This is a genomic window from Janthinobacterium sp. GMG2 (assembly GCF_033949445.1).
Lineage (GTDB): Bacteria > Pseudomonadota > Gammaproteobacteria > Burkholderiales > Burkholderiaceae_D > Janthinobacterium > Janthinobacterium aestuarii.
Genome location: NZ_JAXAWA010000005.1, coordinates 171782 through 187333 on the forward strand (window position 1 = coordinate 171782; position 15552 = coordinate 187333).

The following is a 15552-nucleotide window of genomic DNA, read 5'->3' on the forward strand; positions in this document are numbered from 1 at the left end:
CTGACGCATTTCTAGGTGTGGCGGGAGCGCCCGCTGTGCTGCGCTCCCGCCGCCGTGCCAGGCGCGGCGCCTGGCGTGGGTGCCCGGCTTCAGACGACGAAGTTGGCGCCCGTCAGCTGCGTGATGTTCACGCCGCTGAGCAGCACCAGCGCCGTGTCGATGGCGTTGGTGTTGCTCAGGTCAGTCGAGTGATACACGGTCACGGCGCCGCTGTTTTGCGCATCGGCGATGACGATGTAGCCCTGTCCCGACAAGACGCTGTCGTCGGCCGCGATGGCGCTGGCTGCCGCGCCGATCGACACGGACGTGCCGTCGAAGATGAACAGGTTGTTGTTGCCAAAGTCCGTGCTCACGTTGACGCCTACGGCCACCGATGCCGTCAGGTCGGCGATGGCCGACATGTCGATCACGTCGCCACCGGCGGCCGGCAATCCCGTGCTGAAGTCGGCTACCGTCAGCGGGTTGTGCAGGGCATTCTGGCTCAGCACGAACAGCTGGCTCGCGTCCGTCAGGTCGGCCTGGGCCTGGGCCGCCGCTGCCGCCGCGGCATCGGCATTCGCCGCCACCGTCAGCGAGCCGGCGTCCGTCAGGTCCGCCTGCGCCTGCGCCTGCAGGGCGGCGGCCGCGGCCGCATCGGCTGCCAGTTGCAGTGCGCTGGCGTCCGTCAGGGCGGCCGTCTGCGCCGCTGCCAGCGCTGCTGCCGTTGCCGCATCGGCGGCCTGCGTGAGCGCCACGGCATCGGTCTGGTCGGCGATCGCTTGCACGGCGGCGGCGTTGGCCGCATCCGCATTCGCCACGACGGCCAGCGCGCTGGCGTCGGTCTGCGCCGCGATGGCGTTCGCTTGCGCCAGTGCCGCGTCGGCTGCCTGCGCGTCGGCATTGGCCTGGGCCGCCGCCGCGTCGTCCGCCTGCGCGGCATCCGCATTGGCATGTGCTTGCGCCGCAGCCGCTGCCGCGCTGGCGGCGATCGCATCGTCCGCTTGCGCCGCTTGCAGGGCCGCCAGGGACGCGGCGGCCTGTGCCTGCGCCAGCGGCGCGGCGGCATCGGCCGCATGGGCTGCCGCTGCCGCTGCTATCGCATTGTTGGCGTTGACGGTGGCGGCCGCTGCCGCCGCATCGTCGGCCTGTGCCGCCTGGGTGATTGCCAGCGAGGCGGCGGCCTGGGCCGCTGCGGCTGCTGCGGCGTCATCGTCGTTCTGCGCTGCCGTGGCCGCTGCCAGTGCGCTGGCGGCCGTTGCCGCCGTGCTGACGGCCAGCGCGTCGGCGGCGATGGCGGCCGTGTGCGCGGCGGTGGCGGCAGCGGCATTGGCCGCTGCCTGGTTGGCGGCCGTGTCGTCGGCTTGCGCCGCCTGGGCTGCGAGCAGCGATGCTGCCGCTGCGGCGGCGCTGGCGGTGGCGGCGGCATCGGCGGCTGCCGCTGCCGTGGCAGCCGCTTGCGCCAGTGCGGCGGTTGCGGCGGCATCGGCCGCGGCCTGGTCGTCGGCGACGGCGGCATTGTGCGCCGCCTGGGCGTTGGCCGCGTTGGCCGCTGCCAGCGCGGCTGCCGCGTCATCGGCCTGCGCCGCCTGTGTGGCGGCCAGGGTGATGGCGGCCGCAACGGCCGCTGCCGCTGCCGCAACATCAGCGTCATGCGCGTTTTGCGCCGCCAGCTGGGCTGCCGCCGCGGCGGCGGCCGTGGCGGCGACGTCGGCGTCGGCGGCCAGCGCTGCATCGAGTGCCAGTTGCGCATTGGCTGCGGCGGTGGCGGCTGCTGCCGCAGTGGCGTCGTCCGCCTGGGCATTGAGGGTGGCGGCCAGGGAAATGGCCGCTTGCGCTGCTGCCGCTGCCGCGGCGGCATCGGCGTTTTGCGCCGCGACCGCCGCCGCATGCGCGGCAGTGGCATTGGCGGCAGCGGTGGCTGCAGCCGCATCGTCGGCCTGGGCCGCCGCCAGCGCCGCATGGGCGGCAGCCGCATTGGCATTGGCCTGGGCCGCGTCATCGGCCGCACTCTGGGCGGCGATGAGGAGGTTCAGTTTCAGCGTCTTGTCATTGTCGGCATCCGTCGCGTTGATATCGGCCGTCACGGCGGCGTTCAGGTTGAGGATGGCCGCATCGAGTGCGGCATGGGCGTTGAGGGCTGCCGTATCGGCCAGTTGCGCCGCCAGGGTGGCGGCCGCCGAGAGGGCGGCCGTGTGCGCGGCATTGGCGGCTGCATCGTCTAGGGCCAGCGCCGCGCTGGCTGCCGCCAATGCATTATTGGCAGCCGTGGCAAGGGCCGCCAGGGCGACATCGGCCACCAAGGCCGCATCGGAAAGCAGCTGGGCCGCTGCGGCCGCGGCTGCCGTGCTTGCCGCCGTGGCGTCGTCTGCCGCAGCGGCATTGGCGGCGGCGAGCGAGGCGCTGGCCGTCAATATCGCCGCGTTGAGTGTGGTCGTGGCGTTGTTCAGGGCCGCTTGCGCGTTGGCCGCTGCCGTGGCTGCGGTAGCAGCGGCGCCGTCGTCGGCCAGGGCCTGGTTCAGCGCGGCCAGGGCGCTCGCTGCCGTTGCCGCAGTCGTGCCGACGGCGAGATCGGCGGCCAGCGCGGCTTGCGTGGCTGCCAGCGAGATCGATGCCGTGAGGGCGGCGGCGGCAGCAGCGATATCGTCCGCTTGCGCGTGCTGCGTGGCGGCGGCCGAGATGGCGGCCACGGCGGCCGCCGCGGCAGCAGCCGTGTCGGCGGTGGCGGCGGCCACCGCGGCGGCCGTTGCATTGGTGGAGTTCAGCACGGCCGCAGCGGCAGCCGCATCGTCGGCCAGGGCCGCATTCAGGGAAGCGAGCGCGTTGGCGGCGATGGTGGCGGCGCTGGCGGCGGCATTGTCTGCCAGTTGCGCCGCTTGCGCGGCCGCTTGCGAGACGCTGGCGACAGTGGCGGCCGTCGCAGCGGCCAGATCGTCGGCGATGGCGGTAGCGGTGGCCGCACTCGCCGCCACGGCGGCAGCGGCCGTGGCGGCCGCATTCGCGTCCGCTTGCAAGGCCGCATTCAGGGCGGCCAGGGCGTTGGCCGCCGTCGCTGCCGTCGCGGCGGCGGCGGCATCGGCTGCCTGCGCCGCCTGGGCCGCGGCCAGCGAGGTGGCGGCCACGCCAGCGGCCGTGGCCGCGAGCGTGTCGTCCAGCGCCGCCGCCGTGGCTGCCGCCTGGGAAGTCAGGGCCAGGGTGGCGGCGGCGGTGGCGGCACTGTCGGCCGCGAGAGCATTGTTCAGGGCGGTCAGGGATGCTGCCGCCGTGGCGGCTGTCGAGGCGGCAGCCGCGTCATCGGCTTGCGCCGACTGCGCGACGGCCTGCGACAGGGCCGCCGTGGTAGCCGCTGTGGTGGCCGCCAGCGCCGCCACCAGGTCGAACGGGTGGGCAGCTGAATAGGCGGCCAGGGCGGCGGCATTGGCCGCATCGTTGCTGGCGATGGTGGTCAGTGCGGCGGCATCCGTCAGGGCAGCCTTGGTGGCCGCCACGGTGGCGGCCGTCACATTGAGCGTGTGGGCGGTACCGAGCAGGACGGCGTCGGTGAGACCGGCGACGGCGGCTGCTGCCGTCGAGGCGGTGGCATTGACGGTCGCGACCAGGCCCAGGGCGACGGCGTCCGTCAGGTTGGCCGTCGTTTGCGCGGCAGTGGCGGCGGCCGCATCGACGGTGGACACCAGGCCCAGGGCGACGGCGTCGGTCAGCGCGGCGGTGGCCGCTGCCGTGTTGGCGGCGGCCGTGGCGGCCGTCGACACGGTGCCCAGGGCGACGGCATCGGTCAGGCTGGCGACGGCGGCAGCGGCGCTGGCGGCCGTGTTGGCGGCCGTCGACACGAGGCCCAGTGCTACTGCATCGGTCAGGTTGGCTGTCGTTTGCAGGGCGGCGGCGGCAGCCGCATCGGCCGTGGCGACCAGGCCCAGTGCCGTGGCGTCCGTCAGCGCGGCGGTGGCGGCAGCCGTATTGGCGGCCGTGGTGGCCGCTGCCGAGAGCGTGCCCAGGGCCACCGCATCGGTCAGGTTGGCAACATTCGTCGCCGTATTGGCGGCGGCGGCGGCGGCCGTGGCGAGCAGGCCCAGGCCGGCGGCGTCCGTCAGGTCGGCCGTTGCCTGCAGGGTGGCGGCCACGGTGGCATCGGCGGTCGAGATCAAGCCCAGCGCCGTGGCGTCCGTCAGCGCCGCCAGGCTGGCTGCCGAGGAGGCGACCAGCGCATCGGCATTCGAGATGAGGCTCAGCGTGGTGGCATCGGTCTGGCCAGCCGTCGTGACGGCCAGGGCTGCGGCCGCGTCGGCTGCGGAAGAGACCAGACCCAGGGCCACGGCGTCGGTCAGGTTGGCAACGGATTGTGCCGCCGTCAGCGCGTTTTGCGCCAGCGTGTTGGCGGCCGTCAAGGTGGTGACAGCCGTCTGGGCAGCAAGTTCGGCGGCGGCGTCGGTGGTGGAAACGAGGCCTAGCGCGCCGGCATCGGTCAGCAGGGCCGTGGCGGCGGCAGCTGCGGCGGCGGCCTGTGCGGCGGCGGCAGCACTGACTGCCGAGATATCGATCCCGCCCAGCCCAGCGGCCACCTCCGCCGCCGAGACGGCAGCGGCCGCCGCAGTGATGAGTGCATCGGCATCGGTCGCGGCGGCGAGGGTTTGCAGGCCGGCTGCCGTCAGCGCATCGGCGGTGGAGATGCCGGCAAGGATGGTGGCATCGAACAGGGAGGCAGTGATATCGGCATTATCGGCACCGAGCTGCAAGGTATTCACGGTGGCCGTCAGGTCGAGCACGCTGGTTTGGCCAGCCGTGACGTTGGCGGCCAGGGCGGCGAGGCTGGCGAGATTGAAGGCATTGAGCGCGACATTGACGTCCAGCAGGCTGGCCTGCGCATTGGCGGCGGCCGCATCGGCATCGGCCTGATCGGCCGCTTGCTGCAGGGCGACCACATCGGTCTGGTCGGCCACTGCCTGGGCGTTGGCGGCATCGCTGGCGGCCGCTGCGTCGGCGGCGGCCAGGGCGGCCGCATCCGTCTGGTTGGCCGTCGTTTGCGCTGCCAGCGCGGCGGCGGCATCGGCGTCGGAAACCAGTTGCAGGGCGGCCGCGTCCGTCAATGCCGCTTGTGCGGCGGCGCTGGCGGACGTGCTGGCGGCCGCATCGGCCGTGATTTGCAGGGCGGCCGCGTCGCTCAGGCTGGCTGTGACGACGGCGTTGGCCGCCACGGTGGCGGCAAGGGCGGCGGTGGCGTCGAGCGCGGCGGCATCGCTACTGGCGGCCAATGCGGCTGCGGCTGCGGCGGCAGCGTCGGCATCGGAAATCAGGGCCAGCGCAGCCGCATCCGTCAAGCCGGCCTGCAGTTGTGCCGCGTCCGACGCCAGGGTAGCGGCATCGGCGATCAGGCCCAGGGTGGGCGCGTCCGTCATGTTCGCTTGCGTCTGGGCATTGGCGGCGTTCGTCGCGGCGGCATTGGCGGCCGCTTGCAGGGCGACGGCGTCCGTGGCGTTGGCGATGGCGGCGTCCTGGGCGGCAATACCGGCGGCGGCGTCCGCTGCCATCGTCAGCGCGACGGCATCGGTGAGGTTTGCTTGTGCATCGGCGGCAATGGAGGCATTCGCGGCGGCGGTGGCGGCAATGCCCAGTGCCGTGGCGTCGCTGGCATTGGCCGCTGTCGCCGCATCGGCGGCGGCCGTGGCGGCGGCGCTCGCGGCGGCGGCCAGGGCGGCGGCATCGGTGACATCGGCCAGTTCGGTCGCGGCGGCAGACGCGGCGGCATCCGCATCCGAGATGAGGGCCAAGGCAGCGGCATCGGTAAAGCTGGCCTGGATGCCTGCGGAGACGGCGGTGTTGGCGGCGGCGGTTGCCGCCAGGTCCAGCGCGGCGGCGTCTGTGGCATTGGCCAGCGCCGTGGCGGCGGCTGCAGCGGCGGCGTCATTGGCCGCGATGACGCCCAGTGCGGCCGCATCGGTCAGCGCCGCCTGCGTGATGGCCGCGGCGGCGACCACGTCGGCCGCATCGGCGATGGCTTGCAGGGCAGGGGCGTTGGTCTGGTCCGCTTGTGTTTGCGCCGCATCGGCGGCGGCGTGTGCGGCGGCGGCGTTGGCGGCGGCCGTGGCGGCAGCCGCATCGGCATTTTGCGCCGACGTGGCGGCGGCCTGGGATATGGCGGCAGCAGCGGCAGCGGCGGCGGCAGCGCTGTCGTCATTCGTGGCGGCGCCAGCGGCCGCTTGCGCACCGGGCACGACAGCGGCCGTGCTGGCCGCCAGCGCATCGTCGCTGGTGGCGCTATTGGCGGCGAGCAAGGCTGCCGCCGCGTCAGCGGCCGCTTGCGCCGCCAGCTGGTCGGCCAGGATGGCCGCATTTGCCGCGGCCAGCGAAGCTGCGGCCGTGGCCGCTGCAGCCGCCGCTGCGGCGTCATCGGCCAGGGCATTGGCGGCGGCCGCCGCGGCGGCAGCGGCGGCCAGCACGGCTGCGTTGCTCACGACGGTGGTGGTGGATTGATTGCCCGTGCCACCGCCGGTCGAGCCGCCCGTGCCACCTGTGCCGCCGGTACCGCCCGTCCCCGTGCCGCCTCCGGTACCACCGGTGCCGCCTGTCCCCGTGCCGCCACCGGTGCCGCCTCCGGTGCCGGAACCGCCAGCCGCGGCGCCACCGCCTCCGCCACCGCCGGCTGCGGCGGCGACCAGGCCAAGGCCGCCGAGCGCGCCCAGCACGCCAAGTCCGCCCAGGCCACCCGCAGCGCCAGCGCCCGCGCCGCTACCGGCGCCAGCCGATGCCCCGGCCACATCCACGACACTGCCGCTGGGGATGCCGGCAGCGCCTGCGCCTGTTCCCGCGGCGCCTGCGGCGCCACCATTGTTATCGCTTTGCGGCGTGCCGAGGTCGGCACTGCCATTGCCGGCCTGGCCTGCGGCCGCGCCACTGCCACCGGCTGCCAGGGCGGCTGCCGCCACAGCGGCCGCCGCGCCCACGGCGCCGGCATTGCCGTTGGCGGCGCTTCCCGTGACTTCCACGACATTTTCAGGCGGCATGGTCGCGCTGGCATCGTCCCCTTTGATCAGTTCATCTTCGTCATACTGCTTGCGGTCGCCGTTTTTTGGGTCGACGGCTTTTTTTGCGGGCGTCGCGATCTTGGCGCCAGCGCCTTCGGCATTGGCGGGAACTTGTGCTGGGTTTTGGGTGGTGGCCATTTGAAAGTCTCCGGAAAAGGTTAAGTATTCGTACAATTTTCTAAAATAATAAAAAATCAATAATCTGCTTCGATTCCTTGCTTGCTCCGGCGAGGCTTGGGCCGTGGTTGAACTCTGGTGTTTCCGCTGTTGATAGTGGCAAGTAAAACATAATTGGGAAAAAAACGTTGGGGCAAAAGAACGCGATTGCGGCGATATTTAAAATGTTATTTCCATATTCGTTTTATGCGTTGCCGCTTTCCTGTATTTTGTGGCGCCGGCAACTGGCTGGTCCGGCGAGACGTAACGGCAGGATGCAGCGTTTGCACGAGGTATGTGCTGGCTGCCACTATGAGGATAGTTTCAATTTTGAAACTTCCAATTTCATTTTGATCACTTCCCACGGTCTTATTTTCTCTGGCGTCATGCGGGTAAATACTCACGAATTGTCACGAAACAGGTGTTTTCGGCTGAGTCTGCTGTCGTGCCCGCGTATTTCTGTGCTTTTTATCCAAAAAACCGCCTTGCTATCGAATTGCTAGTTGTTGTTTTTTAACTGTCGATTATCAAATGTGATTGGTAATAAAATACGATAGAAATAATTATTTGTAATTTTTATATCGGATTAATGCTATCGAATGAATAGTCTTGATGTTGCGATGGGGAGTTTTCATAATAACTATCGCTAAGGTAGTTATTATTTTTTGGGGCTGAATGGAGTAGAAATGAAAAACGCCCCGGCGGGCGGGGCGTTTTGTGGGGGAGGTGATATGGCGCTGTCAGCCTTCCTCGCGCCAGCGGCGCAGGCGGATGGCGGCGTAAATCAGCGCCGCGCCTGCCGCCGCCCCCAGCCAGACGGCTGGCAAGGCCAGGCTGGACCAGGAGTTGCTGAACACATCGATGCGCGTCATGTGCGATCCCCCTTCTGCCAGGGCATGCATTTGCGACAGCAATTGCGGCTCGAACAGATACCAGCTGCCGGGAAGGGTGCCCAGCAGGGCGCGTCCGATGACATTCATCTGTATCCAGCCGACATTGCTTTCTGTCTGCGTCAGCTTGCCGGCCCAGACGGTCAGGATGAGCAGCAGCAGCGGCACGCCGACGGCCCACAGGAAGACTTTCGACTTGGCCCAGCTCGATACCATCAGCAGCCAGCCGACCGTCGGCAATGCCCACAGGCAATACACGGGCAGCAAGCCGAACACGCGCAGCGGTCCCAGGTACAGGCCCGGGGTGGCGAGCAGTTCGGCAAACACGTGGATGCCGTTGGCTGCCAGCACGCCGCTGAGGATCAGGATCAGGGCCAGCGAAGTCAGGCTGGCGGCGGCGGCCACGATCAGCGGCGCGACCAGCAGGGCGATGGCTGCTTTCGACAGCACCGTCTGCGCATCCGAGATGGGCAGCGATTTCCAGAACAGCACGCTGCGGTCGCGGCGGTCGTCATGCAGGGCGCTCAGGCAATAGAAGAACACGAGGAAACCCAGCGCCAGGAACAGCGGCGCGGCCGCGTACGTGTAGTTGTTGGCGACGGCGTCGATGATTTCCGTGCGGCGCGGGCCGAAGGTGCGCGTGTTGAAGACGGTGCTCCAGGACACTTCCTCGCCATTGACGATGAGCGCCGTGCGCATCTTGGTCTTGGCGATGGTACCTATCGTCATCAAGGCGCCCAGCACGGTCATGGCGATGCCGATCAGGGCGGGTGTCCATACCAGCATGCCCTTGTGTTCCCACAGTTCACGCCGGATCAGCCATTGCAGCTTGTTGGCAGGGGAAATACTCATTGGTACGATCCTTTCATGGTCGCGACAAACAGGTCAGCCAGGCTGGGCGTGCGTACTTCGCCCAGGGCGGCCAGCTGGGTGCGGGCGACGCCGTCGAACAGCATCACCGACTTGCCGAATACGCTGCGTTCGCTGATCGGCTGCAGCGCGCGCGCCGGATTGACGTGCTGCGGGCCCACCATCACTTCGATATAGCGCTCGCCCACTTCTTCCATGCTCGAGGCCAGTACGATCTTGCCGTCGCGAATGAACATCAGGTCGCTGAGGATGTGTTCCACTTCCTCGATCTGGTGTGTGGTGATGACGATGGTCTTGTTTTCATCGAAATAGTCTTCCAGCAAGTTCTGGTAGAACTGCTTGCGGTACAGAATGTCCAGGCCCAGGGTCGGCTCGTCGAGCACCAGCAGTTTGGCGTCGATGGCCATCACCAGCGCCAGGTGCAGCTGCACCACCATGCCTTTCGACATGGCCTTGACCTTCATCTTCGGCGACAGCTTGGTGTGGGCCAGGTAGCGCTCGGCCTTGCTGCGGTCGAAACGTGGATGCACGCCAGCAACGAAATCGATGGCGTCGGCCACGCGCAGCCAGCCCGGCAGGATGGCCACGTCGGCGATGAAGCACACGTCGTCCATCAGCGCATCGCGCTGCACACGGGGATCGCGCCCCAGCACCGACAAGTCGCCTTCGAAGCCCGTCAGGCCCAGGATGGCTTTCAGGGTGGTGGTCTTGCCGGAACCGTTCGGCCCGATCAAGCCGACGATGCGTCCCGGCGCGATATCGAAGCTGATGCCGTCGATGGCCACCTGCTTGCCATATTGCTTGCGCAAGCCGCGCGCGCTGATGACGCTATCCTTGTTCAATGCATTCATGCGCTCTCTCCGTGTGCGCCGCTGTCGCGGCTCGCTTGCAGTAGTTGCTCGAGGTTCAGGCCCAGTTGCGTGATGCGTTCAAGCATCGCCGGCCATTCTTCGCGCATGAAGCGCTCGCGTTCACTGGCCAGCAATTTGTCGCGGGCGCCTTCCAAGACATACATACCGAGTCCTCTGCGTTTTTCCACCAGGGCATCGTCGACCAGTTCCTGGTAGGCGCGCGACACCGTGATGGGATTCAATTGATAGTCGGCCGCCACCTGGCGCACCGAAGGCAGGGCGTCGCCGGACTGCAGCACGCCATCGAGCATCATGCCCACCACCCTGGCCTTGAGCTGGCGGTAGATGGGGCTATTGTCGTTCCATTCCGCGCTCATGGAATGCGCTCCCATAAGGGTGGTGCGGCGCGGCGCGTGAAAAATGCGGTAGGCATCGAAGCTCCGTGATGTATTGAGTTGGTGTTGTAGTTAACTATAACAGTAAAAAATCACATGTCAACACAATCTGTGTATTTTCAATATTGTTAAACGGGTAATATGCTGGATCTCGAATAATGCCCATAGGCAATTATTAGAGAAAATCTTCCTCAATAGCAATGAAAGCAACGATGAGAATGAAGTGCATGGAGAAACAGAATCTATACGGGCGCGCTGCCTGCGGCGTCGCCTTGCTCATTGGCCTGAGCGCCTGCGGCGGCGGTTCCAGCGATGCCGCTGCCCCGGTTGCGCCAGTCGCGCCGGTCGCACCGGTGGCCGAAGCGCCGAGTTACCTGGTGGGCGGCACAGTGAGTGGCCTGGTGCCCGGCACCCAGGTGCTGCTGGCCAACGGCGGTGACAAGATCACCGTCACCGCCAACGGCGCCTTTCACTTTGCGGGCAAGCTGGCGCCAGGCGCCAGCTACGATGGCAAGATAGTAAGCACGTCCGAGGGCCTCGGCTGCACCCTCGCCAAGGGGGCGGCGACGGTGGGCAATGCGGATGTCAACACCTTGGCCGTGCGTTGCCTGCCCGTCATGCTGGCCGGCGTGCAAGAGAAAATCCATAATGTGTCCGGCATGGTGCAAGATGCGGCCGGTAACTATTACATCGCCGATGCTGTCCGGCAAGTCATCCATAAAGTGACGCCTGCCGGCGCCGTGAGCGTGTACGCGGGCATTCCGGGCAAGCCGGGCGCCGACGATGGCGCCGCTGCCACAGCCACTTTCTACATGAGTAGCGGTGTGTCGATCCTGGCCATCGACCGGGCAGAGAATCTGTATCTCTTCGAAAATTGCAATACGCTCCTGCGCAAGATTACGCCAGCCGGCGTTGTCAGCACGGTGGCGGGGCAGCGCAGCGCGGCCTGCGATTGGTCCGCCCCGGAATCCGTGGTCGCCGATGGGCAGGGCGCGCAGGCGCAATTCGCCTGGATGACGGGTATGGCCATGGATAGCAATGGCGATGTCCTGCTTGCGAATGCGGGGCAGCAAATGATTCGCCGGGTGACGCCCGCGGGCCTCGTCAGCTCCGAAAAGCTGATCGATGGGAAGGGCTTCCGTATATCCCCATCGCAAATTGCCGTCGATGCCAGCGGCATGATTTACTTCAGCGAAGGGGCTGGCAGCCGGATATTCCGCTGGCAGCAGGGCGTGGCCGTCGTGGTTGCGGGAAGCAACAAGCGTGTGAGCTCGGACGGCAAAGGCGTCGCCGCCAGCTTCAGTAACATCCGGGGCATGGCGACTGACCGTGACGGCAATGTGCTGCTGGCCGATACCACCTCTCTTCGCCGCGTCACTCCGGATGGTAACGTGACGACCCTGGTGGGCGGGACGGTGACCGATGCGGCGGGGACTTCGGCCGACTGGACAAACCTCGGTTCGCTATTGCTGGAGCCTTCCGGCAGCATGATCGTCCACGATGTCAGCAAGCACCGTTTGAACAGGCTTGACACGGCAAGGGTGTTGTCCGCCATGCCTGTCATGCCGGGCAATAGGGGCGTGACCGAAGCTGTCGGCGGGGCGGCCCGCGTGGGAAACGTGGGGAGCTCTGGCATGTGCAGCGATCCTGCCGGCAACGTTTATTTGCTCGATATGACAAACAAGGTGCTGCGCCGTGTAACGCCGGATGGGACATTGAGCGTCTACGCGGGCATGGCTGGCGTCGCCGGCAGCAATGACGGGCCGCGCGCAAGCGCGACCATGCTTGGTCCTGTCGCGATCGCCTGCGACCAGGATGGCGCCGTATATTTTGCCGACAAGGCAGCGGCAGGCACCGCGTTTAATTTGCGCAAGATCAGCAAGGATGGCCAGGTGTCGACACAGGAAGCGTTGCCTGCCGGCACAGGCAAGCCTTTGCAGTATCGGCTGGCCATCGACAAGGATGGCTATATGGCCTGGCTGGGCTGGGGCCGCGACGGCGTTTTCCGCCGCCCTCCCGGTGGAACGTTCTCGGCGTTTCTGTCATTCGAAGCCATGATGCGCTCGCTGGGGGAGACAGGCAATTGGGAGCACATGGACCCGGGCAGCCTGGTTTTTGACAGCAAGGGCAATCTGTATTTTGACGATAGTGTGCACCAAGTCGTCTTCAAGGCCGATCGCACAGGCAAGGCCAGCGTGTTTGCCGGTACCCTCAACAAGGGCAACGGCGGCGATGGCCCGCCAGGCGTGGGCGGCTTGCCGTTTTCGGGGATATCAACCCTGGCTGTCGATGCGAGCGACAATCTGTACCTGAGCGGCCAGGGCTGGGTGCGGAAGATCGATACGGCTGGCGTCATTTCCACGCCAGCATTGGCCTGGGGCCATCCTGCCATCAGTATCCTCGCCTTCGGCAACGGTACCCTGTACGGTTTCACGGCCCAGGCCGTGTTGCAGACACTGATGCCCTAGGCGCAGATCCGCGCCTGCAAGTCCAGCGCATTGAACAGGGCCGCCCCGGCCGCCGTGTTGTCGAATATGCACCAGCTGTCCGCCTGCGCCGATGCGTGCAATTCAGCGGCCAGTGCTGCCAGGTCATCGGCCGGATAGTCCGAATAATATATTCTCGGGCTGCCATGCAGGCGCACGTAGGCTACGCTGGTCGTCGGTACGTGCGGGCCCGGCTGGCCGGCGGGCGGATCGGCGCGCACGCGCGTGATGCGCTGCATCGTCAACAGCTCGGTCGCGCCTTGCTCGAACCAGCTGGGATGGCGCGCTTCACACGCGAGCATGCCGTCGAAGCGTTGCCGTAGCGCAGTCAGGAAGTCAAAGGCCGCGTCCGCTTCGAATCGCAGGCTGGGCGGCAGCTGCACCAGCACGCAGCCCAGCTTGCTTCCCAATTCCCCCACTTCCGACGCAAAGCGATCGAGATCGGCCTCACCACCGCGCAAACGCCGTTCGTGCGTGATGCTGCGCGGCAATTTCACGCTGAAGCGGAAGTGGTCGGGCACGCTGTCTGCCCAGCGCGCGTAGGTGGCGGGCTGGTGCGGGCGGTAGAACGAGCTGTTGATTTCCACGCAGTTGAGCACGTGGGCATAGCGCTGCAGGTGGCTGCCATCGAGGGGGAAGTGGCTGGCGGCGGCGCTGGAAATGCTCCAGCCGGCCGTGCCGATGTAAACAGTATGCATGGCGCCATTACAGCAAGGCCAGGCGGGCGCGGCTATCGGACAAACGCCCGTGCCGCCGTCGGCGCAGAGCTAGTCGATGATGTTGCCGTTCAGGTCGTGGCGCGTGATGTTGCCGCGCGCATCGATGGCGATCCAGCCGCCGCGCGGCGGCGTGACATCGCATTCCCAGTCGGGCAGGACATAGCGCAGGGTATGGCCGACCTGGTGCAGTGCAGGGCGGTGCGTATGGCCGTGGATCATGATGGTGCTCGCATGTTCGGCAAATACTTGCGCGACAGCATCGGGGGTGACATCCATGATGTCCATGGATTTTTCGCCATTGTGCTCGCGGCTGCTCTTGCGCAAACCGTCGATGATGGCCTTGCGCTGCGCCAGCGGCATGGACAGGAACTGTTTTTGCCAGGCGGGCTGGCGCACCATGGCGCGAAACTCCATGTATTGCACGTCTTTCGTGCATTCGGCGTCGCCGTGCAGCAGGACGATGCGCTGGCCCGCTATCGTGGCCACGTGCGGTTCGCTGAGCAGGGTGGCGCCCGCGGCGGCGGCAAAGCCGGAGCCGACAAGAAAGTCGCGGTTGCCGGCGATCCAGTAGACGTGCACGCCAGCATCGCTGACGGCGCGGATGGCGGCCGTCATGCGCGCATTGAACGCGTCTTCCAAGTCATCGTCGCCGGCCCAGTATTCGAACAGGTCGCCTAATAGATACAGCGCTTGCGCATATTGCGCATGGTGTTCCAGGAAAGAAAGAAACGCCGCGCTGGTGCGCGGGTGCGAGCTCTGCAGATGCAGGTCGGAAATAAAGAGTGCGGCAGGCATTGTCATCGTTCAACGCTCCCAAAAAGTGATGTACATGGAGAGGCGAAAACGCTGCAATGCCTGTTATTCATGATGCTGAAGCCTGATTACGCGGCTTCTACCTTCTCGATGATCACGTCCGTCACTGGCACGTCGGCGAACATGCCGGCGCGCGAGGTTTTCACGGCGCGGATGGCGTCGACGACTTCCTTGCCTTCGGTGACTTTACCGAACACGGCGTAGCCCCAGCCGTCCTGGCCTGGATAGTCGAGGAAGCTGTTGTTCTTGATGTTGATGAAGAACTGGGCCGATGCCGAATGCGGATCCGACGTGCGGGCCATGGCCAGCGTGTAGGTATCGTTTTTCAGGCCGTTCTTGGCTTCGTTTTCCACGGTGGTGTCGGCTGGCTTTTGTTTCATGCCTGGCTCGAAACCGCCGCCCTGGATCATGAAGCCGTCGATGACGCGGTGGAAAATCGTGTTGTCGTAGTGACCGGCTTTCATGTAGGCCAGGAAGTTGGCAACCGTTTTCGGCGCTTTTTCGGCGTCCAGTTCAGCGGTGATCTTGCCCAGATTTGTGGTGATGATGACGGAGGTCATGATGATCCTTAATAAATTGGATGAATAATTGATTCAGCGGCGCCAGGCAGGCCGGCGCCGCAAAAACGCTATTTTACAGTTTTGCGGGCGCGGATTTGAGTAAAGTCGCCGATTCGATCACCACGGGGGCGACCGGCACGTTCTGGTGCGGGCCCTTGTCGGCAACGGGCACGGCCTTGATCTTGTCGACCACGTCCATGCCGCTGACGACTTTGCCGAACACCGTGTAGCCGAAACCGTCGCGGCCAGGGTAGTCGAGCGCGCCATTGTCGTTGACGTTGATAAAGAATTGCGCGGTGGCCGAATGCGGGTCCCCCGTGCGCGCCATGGCGATGCTGTAAGTGACGTTTTGCAAGCCGTTTTGCGCTTCATTCTTGATCGGCGCCTTGGTGGCTTTCTGCTTCATGTTCTTGTCGAAGCCGCCGCCCTGTATCATGAAGCCGTCGATGACGCGGTGAAACACCGTGCCCTTGTAATAACCGCTTTTGACGTACTGCAAGAAATTGGCCACGCTGTGCGGCGCTTTTTCCTGGTTCAGTTCCAGCACGATCTCGCCCATGCTGGTTTTCAGGGCCACGTGGGGCGTGGGGTCGAGGGCGGTCGCCGGAGCGGCTGCCACGACGGCGCTGCCCAGGGTCAGGCCGGCAAACAGGGTGCAAAAGCGGGCCAGGAAAGACAGGCGTTTCGATTTGGTTTCTTGCATGAGGTGTCCTTGATCGTTATTTTTCTCTAAACTTGCTTTAATTGTAAAGAAATGAAAATTCGGTTGAACATCGTAAAAACCTGATTCATATCGGGCCAGTATGGTTTTTATCAA

General features: G+C 66.1%; 9 protein-coding genes. 1 reads left to right on the forward strand and 8 read right to left on the reverse strand.

Translation table 11 applies throughout. The features are described from left to right. Positions 1-89: 89 nt before the first annotated feature. From SKZ59_RS19260 to SKZ59_RS19275, 4 genes are all read right to left on the reverse strand, one after another. Entirely contained in the window at positions 90-7133 is a 7044-nt protein-coding gene (locus SKZ59_RS19260) for a hypothetical protein (RefSeq protein ID WP_319992654.1), read from the reverse strand. Positions 7134-7891: 758 nt separating this feature from the next. Beyond that, a complete protein-coding gene (locus SKZ59_RS19265; RefSeq protein WP_319992655.1) occupies positions 7892-8893 on the reverse strand; it encodes a hypothetical protein in 1002 nt (333 codons plus the stop codon). Beyond that, positions 8890-9762, reverse strand: a complete 873-nt coding sequence (locus SKZ59_RS19270) for an ABC transporter ATP-binding protein (protein WP_034756930.1) — start codon at positions 9760-9762, stop codon at positions 8890-8892. Before SKZ59_RS19270 ends, SKZ59_RS19265 begins: the two co-directional genes overlap by 4 nt. Further along, positions 9759-10139 (reverse strand): GntR family transcriptional regulator, encoded by a 381-nt coding sequence (locus SKZ59_RS19275; protein ID WP_139091276.1) that lies wholly within the window; start codon positions 10137-10139, stop codon positions 9759-9761. Before SKZ59_RS19275 ends, SKZ59_RS19270 begins: the two co-directional genes overlap by 4 nt. 245 nt (positions 10140-10384) lie before the next feature. Between SKZ59_RS19275 and SKZ59_RS19280 the strand changes: the two genes are divergently transcribed. Then, complete coding sequence (locus SKZ59_RS19280; RefSeq protein WP_319992656.1) at positions 10385-12625, forward strand: hypothetical protein; 2241 nt, start codon at positions 10385-10387, stop codon at positions 12623-12625. Here SKZ59_RS19280 and SKZ59_RS19285 read toward each other — a convergent pair. The 4 genes from SKZ59_RS19285 to SKZ59_RS19300 form a co-directional block, all read right to left on the reverse strand. Beyond that, positions 12622-13341, reverse strand: a complete 720-nt coding sequence (locus SKZ59_RS19285) for a DUF72 domain-containing protein (protein ID WP_319992657.1) — start codon at positions 13339-13341, stop codon at positions 12622-12624. The two genes, SKZ59_RS19280 and SKZ59_RS19285, sit on opposite strands and share 4 nt — an antisense overlap. A 69-nt stretch (positions 13342-13410) precedes the next feature. After that, on the reverse strand, positions 13411-14157 hold the full coding sequence (locus tag SKZ59_RS19290; RefSeq protein WP_319992658.1) for a UDP-2,3-diacylglucosamine diphosphatase: 747 nt from the start codon (positions 14155-14157) through the stop codon (positions 13411-13413). A gap of 86 nt (positions 14158-14243) precedes the next feature. Beyond that, the gene (locus SKZ59_RS19295) at positions 14244-14735 is read right to left on the reverse strand and encodes a peptidylprolyl isomerase (RefSeq protein ID WP_034756945.1); all 492 of its coding nucleotides are present in this window, start codon (positions 14733-14735) and stop codon (positions 14244-14246) included. 73 nt (positions 14736-14808) lie between these two features. Next, positions 14809-15438 carry a peptidylprolyl isomerase gene (locus tag SKZ59_RS19300; protein ID WP_319992659.1) on the reverse strand — a complete coding sequence of 210 codons (630 nt, stop codon included), beginning with the start codon at positions 15436-15438 and terminating at the stop codon, positions 14809-14811. Positions 15439-15552: the final 114 nt, after the last annotated feature.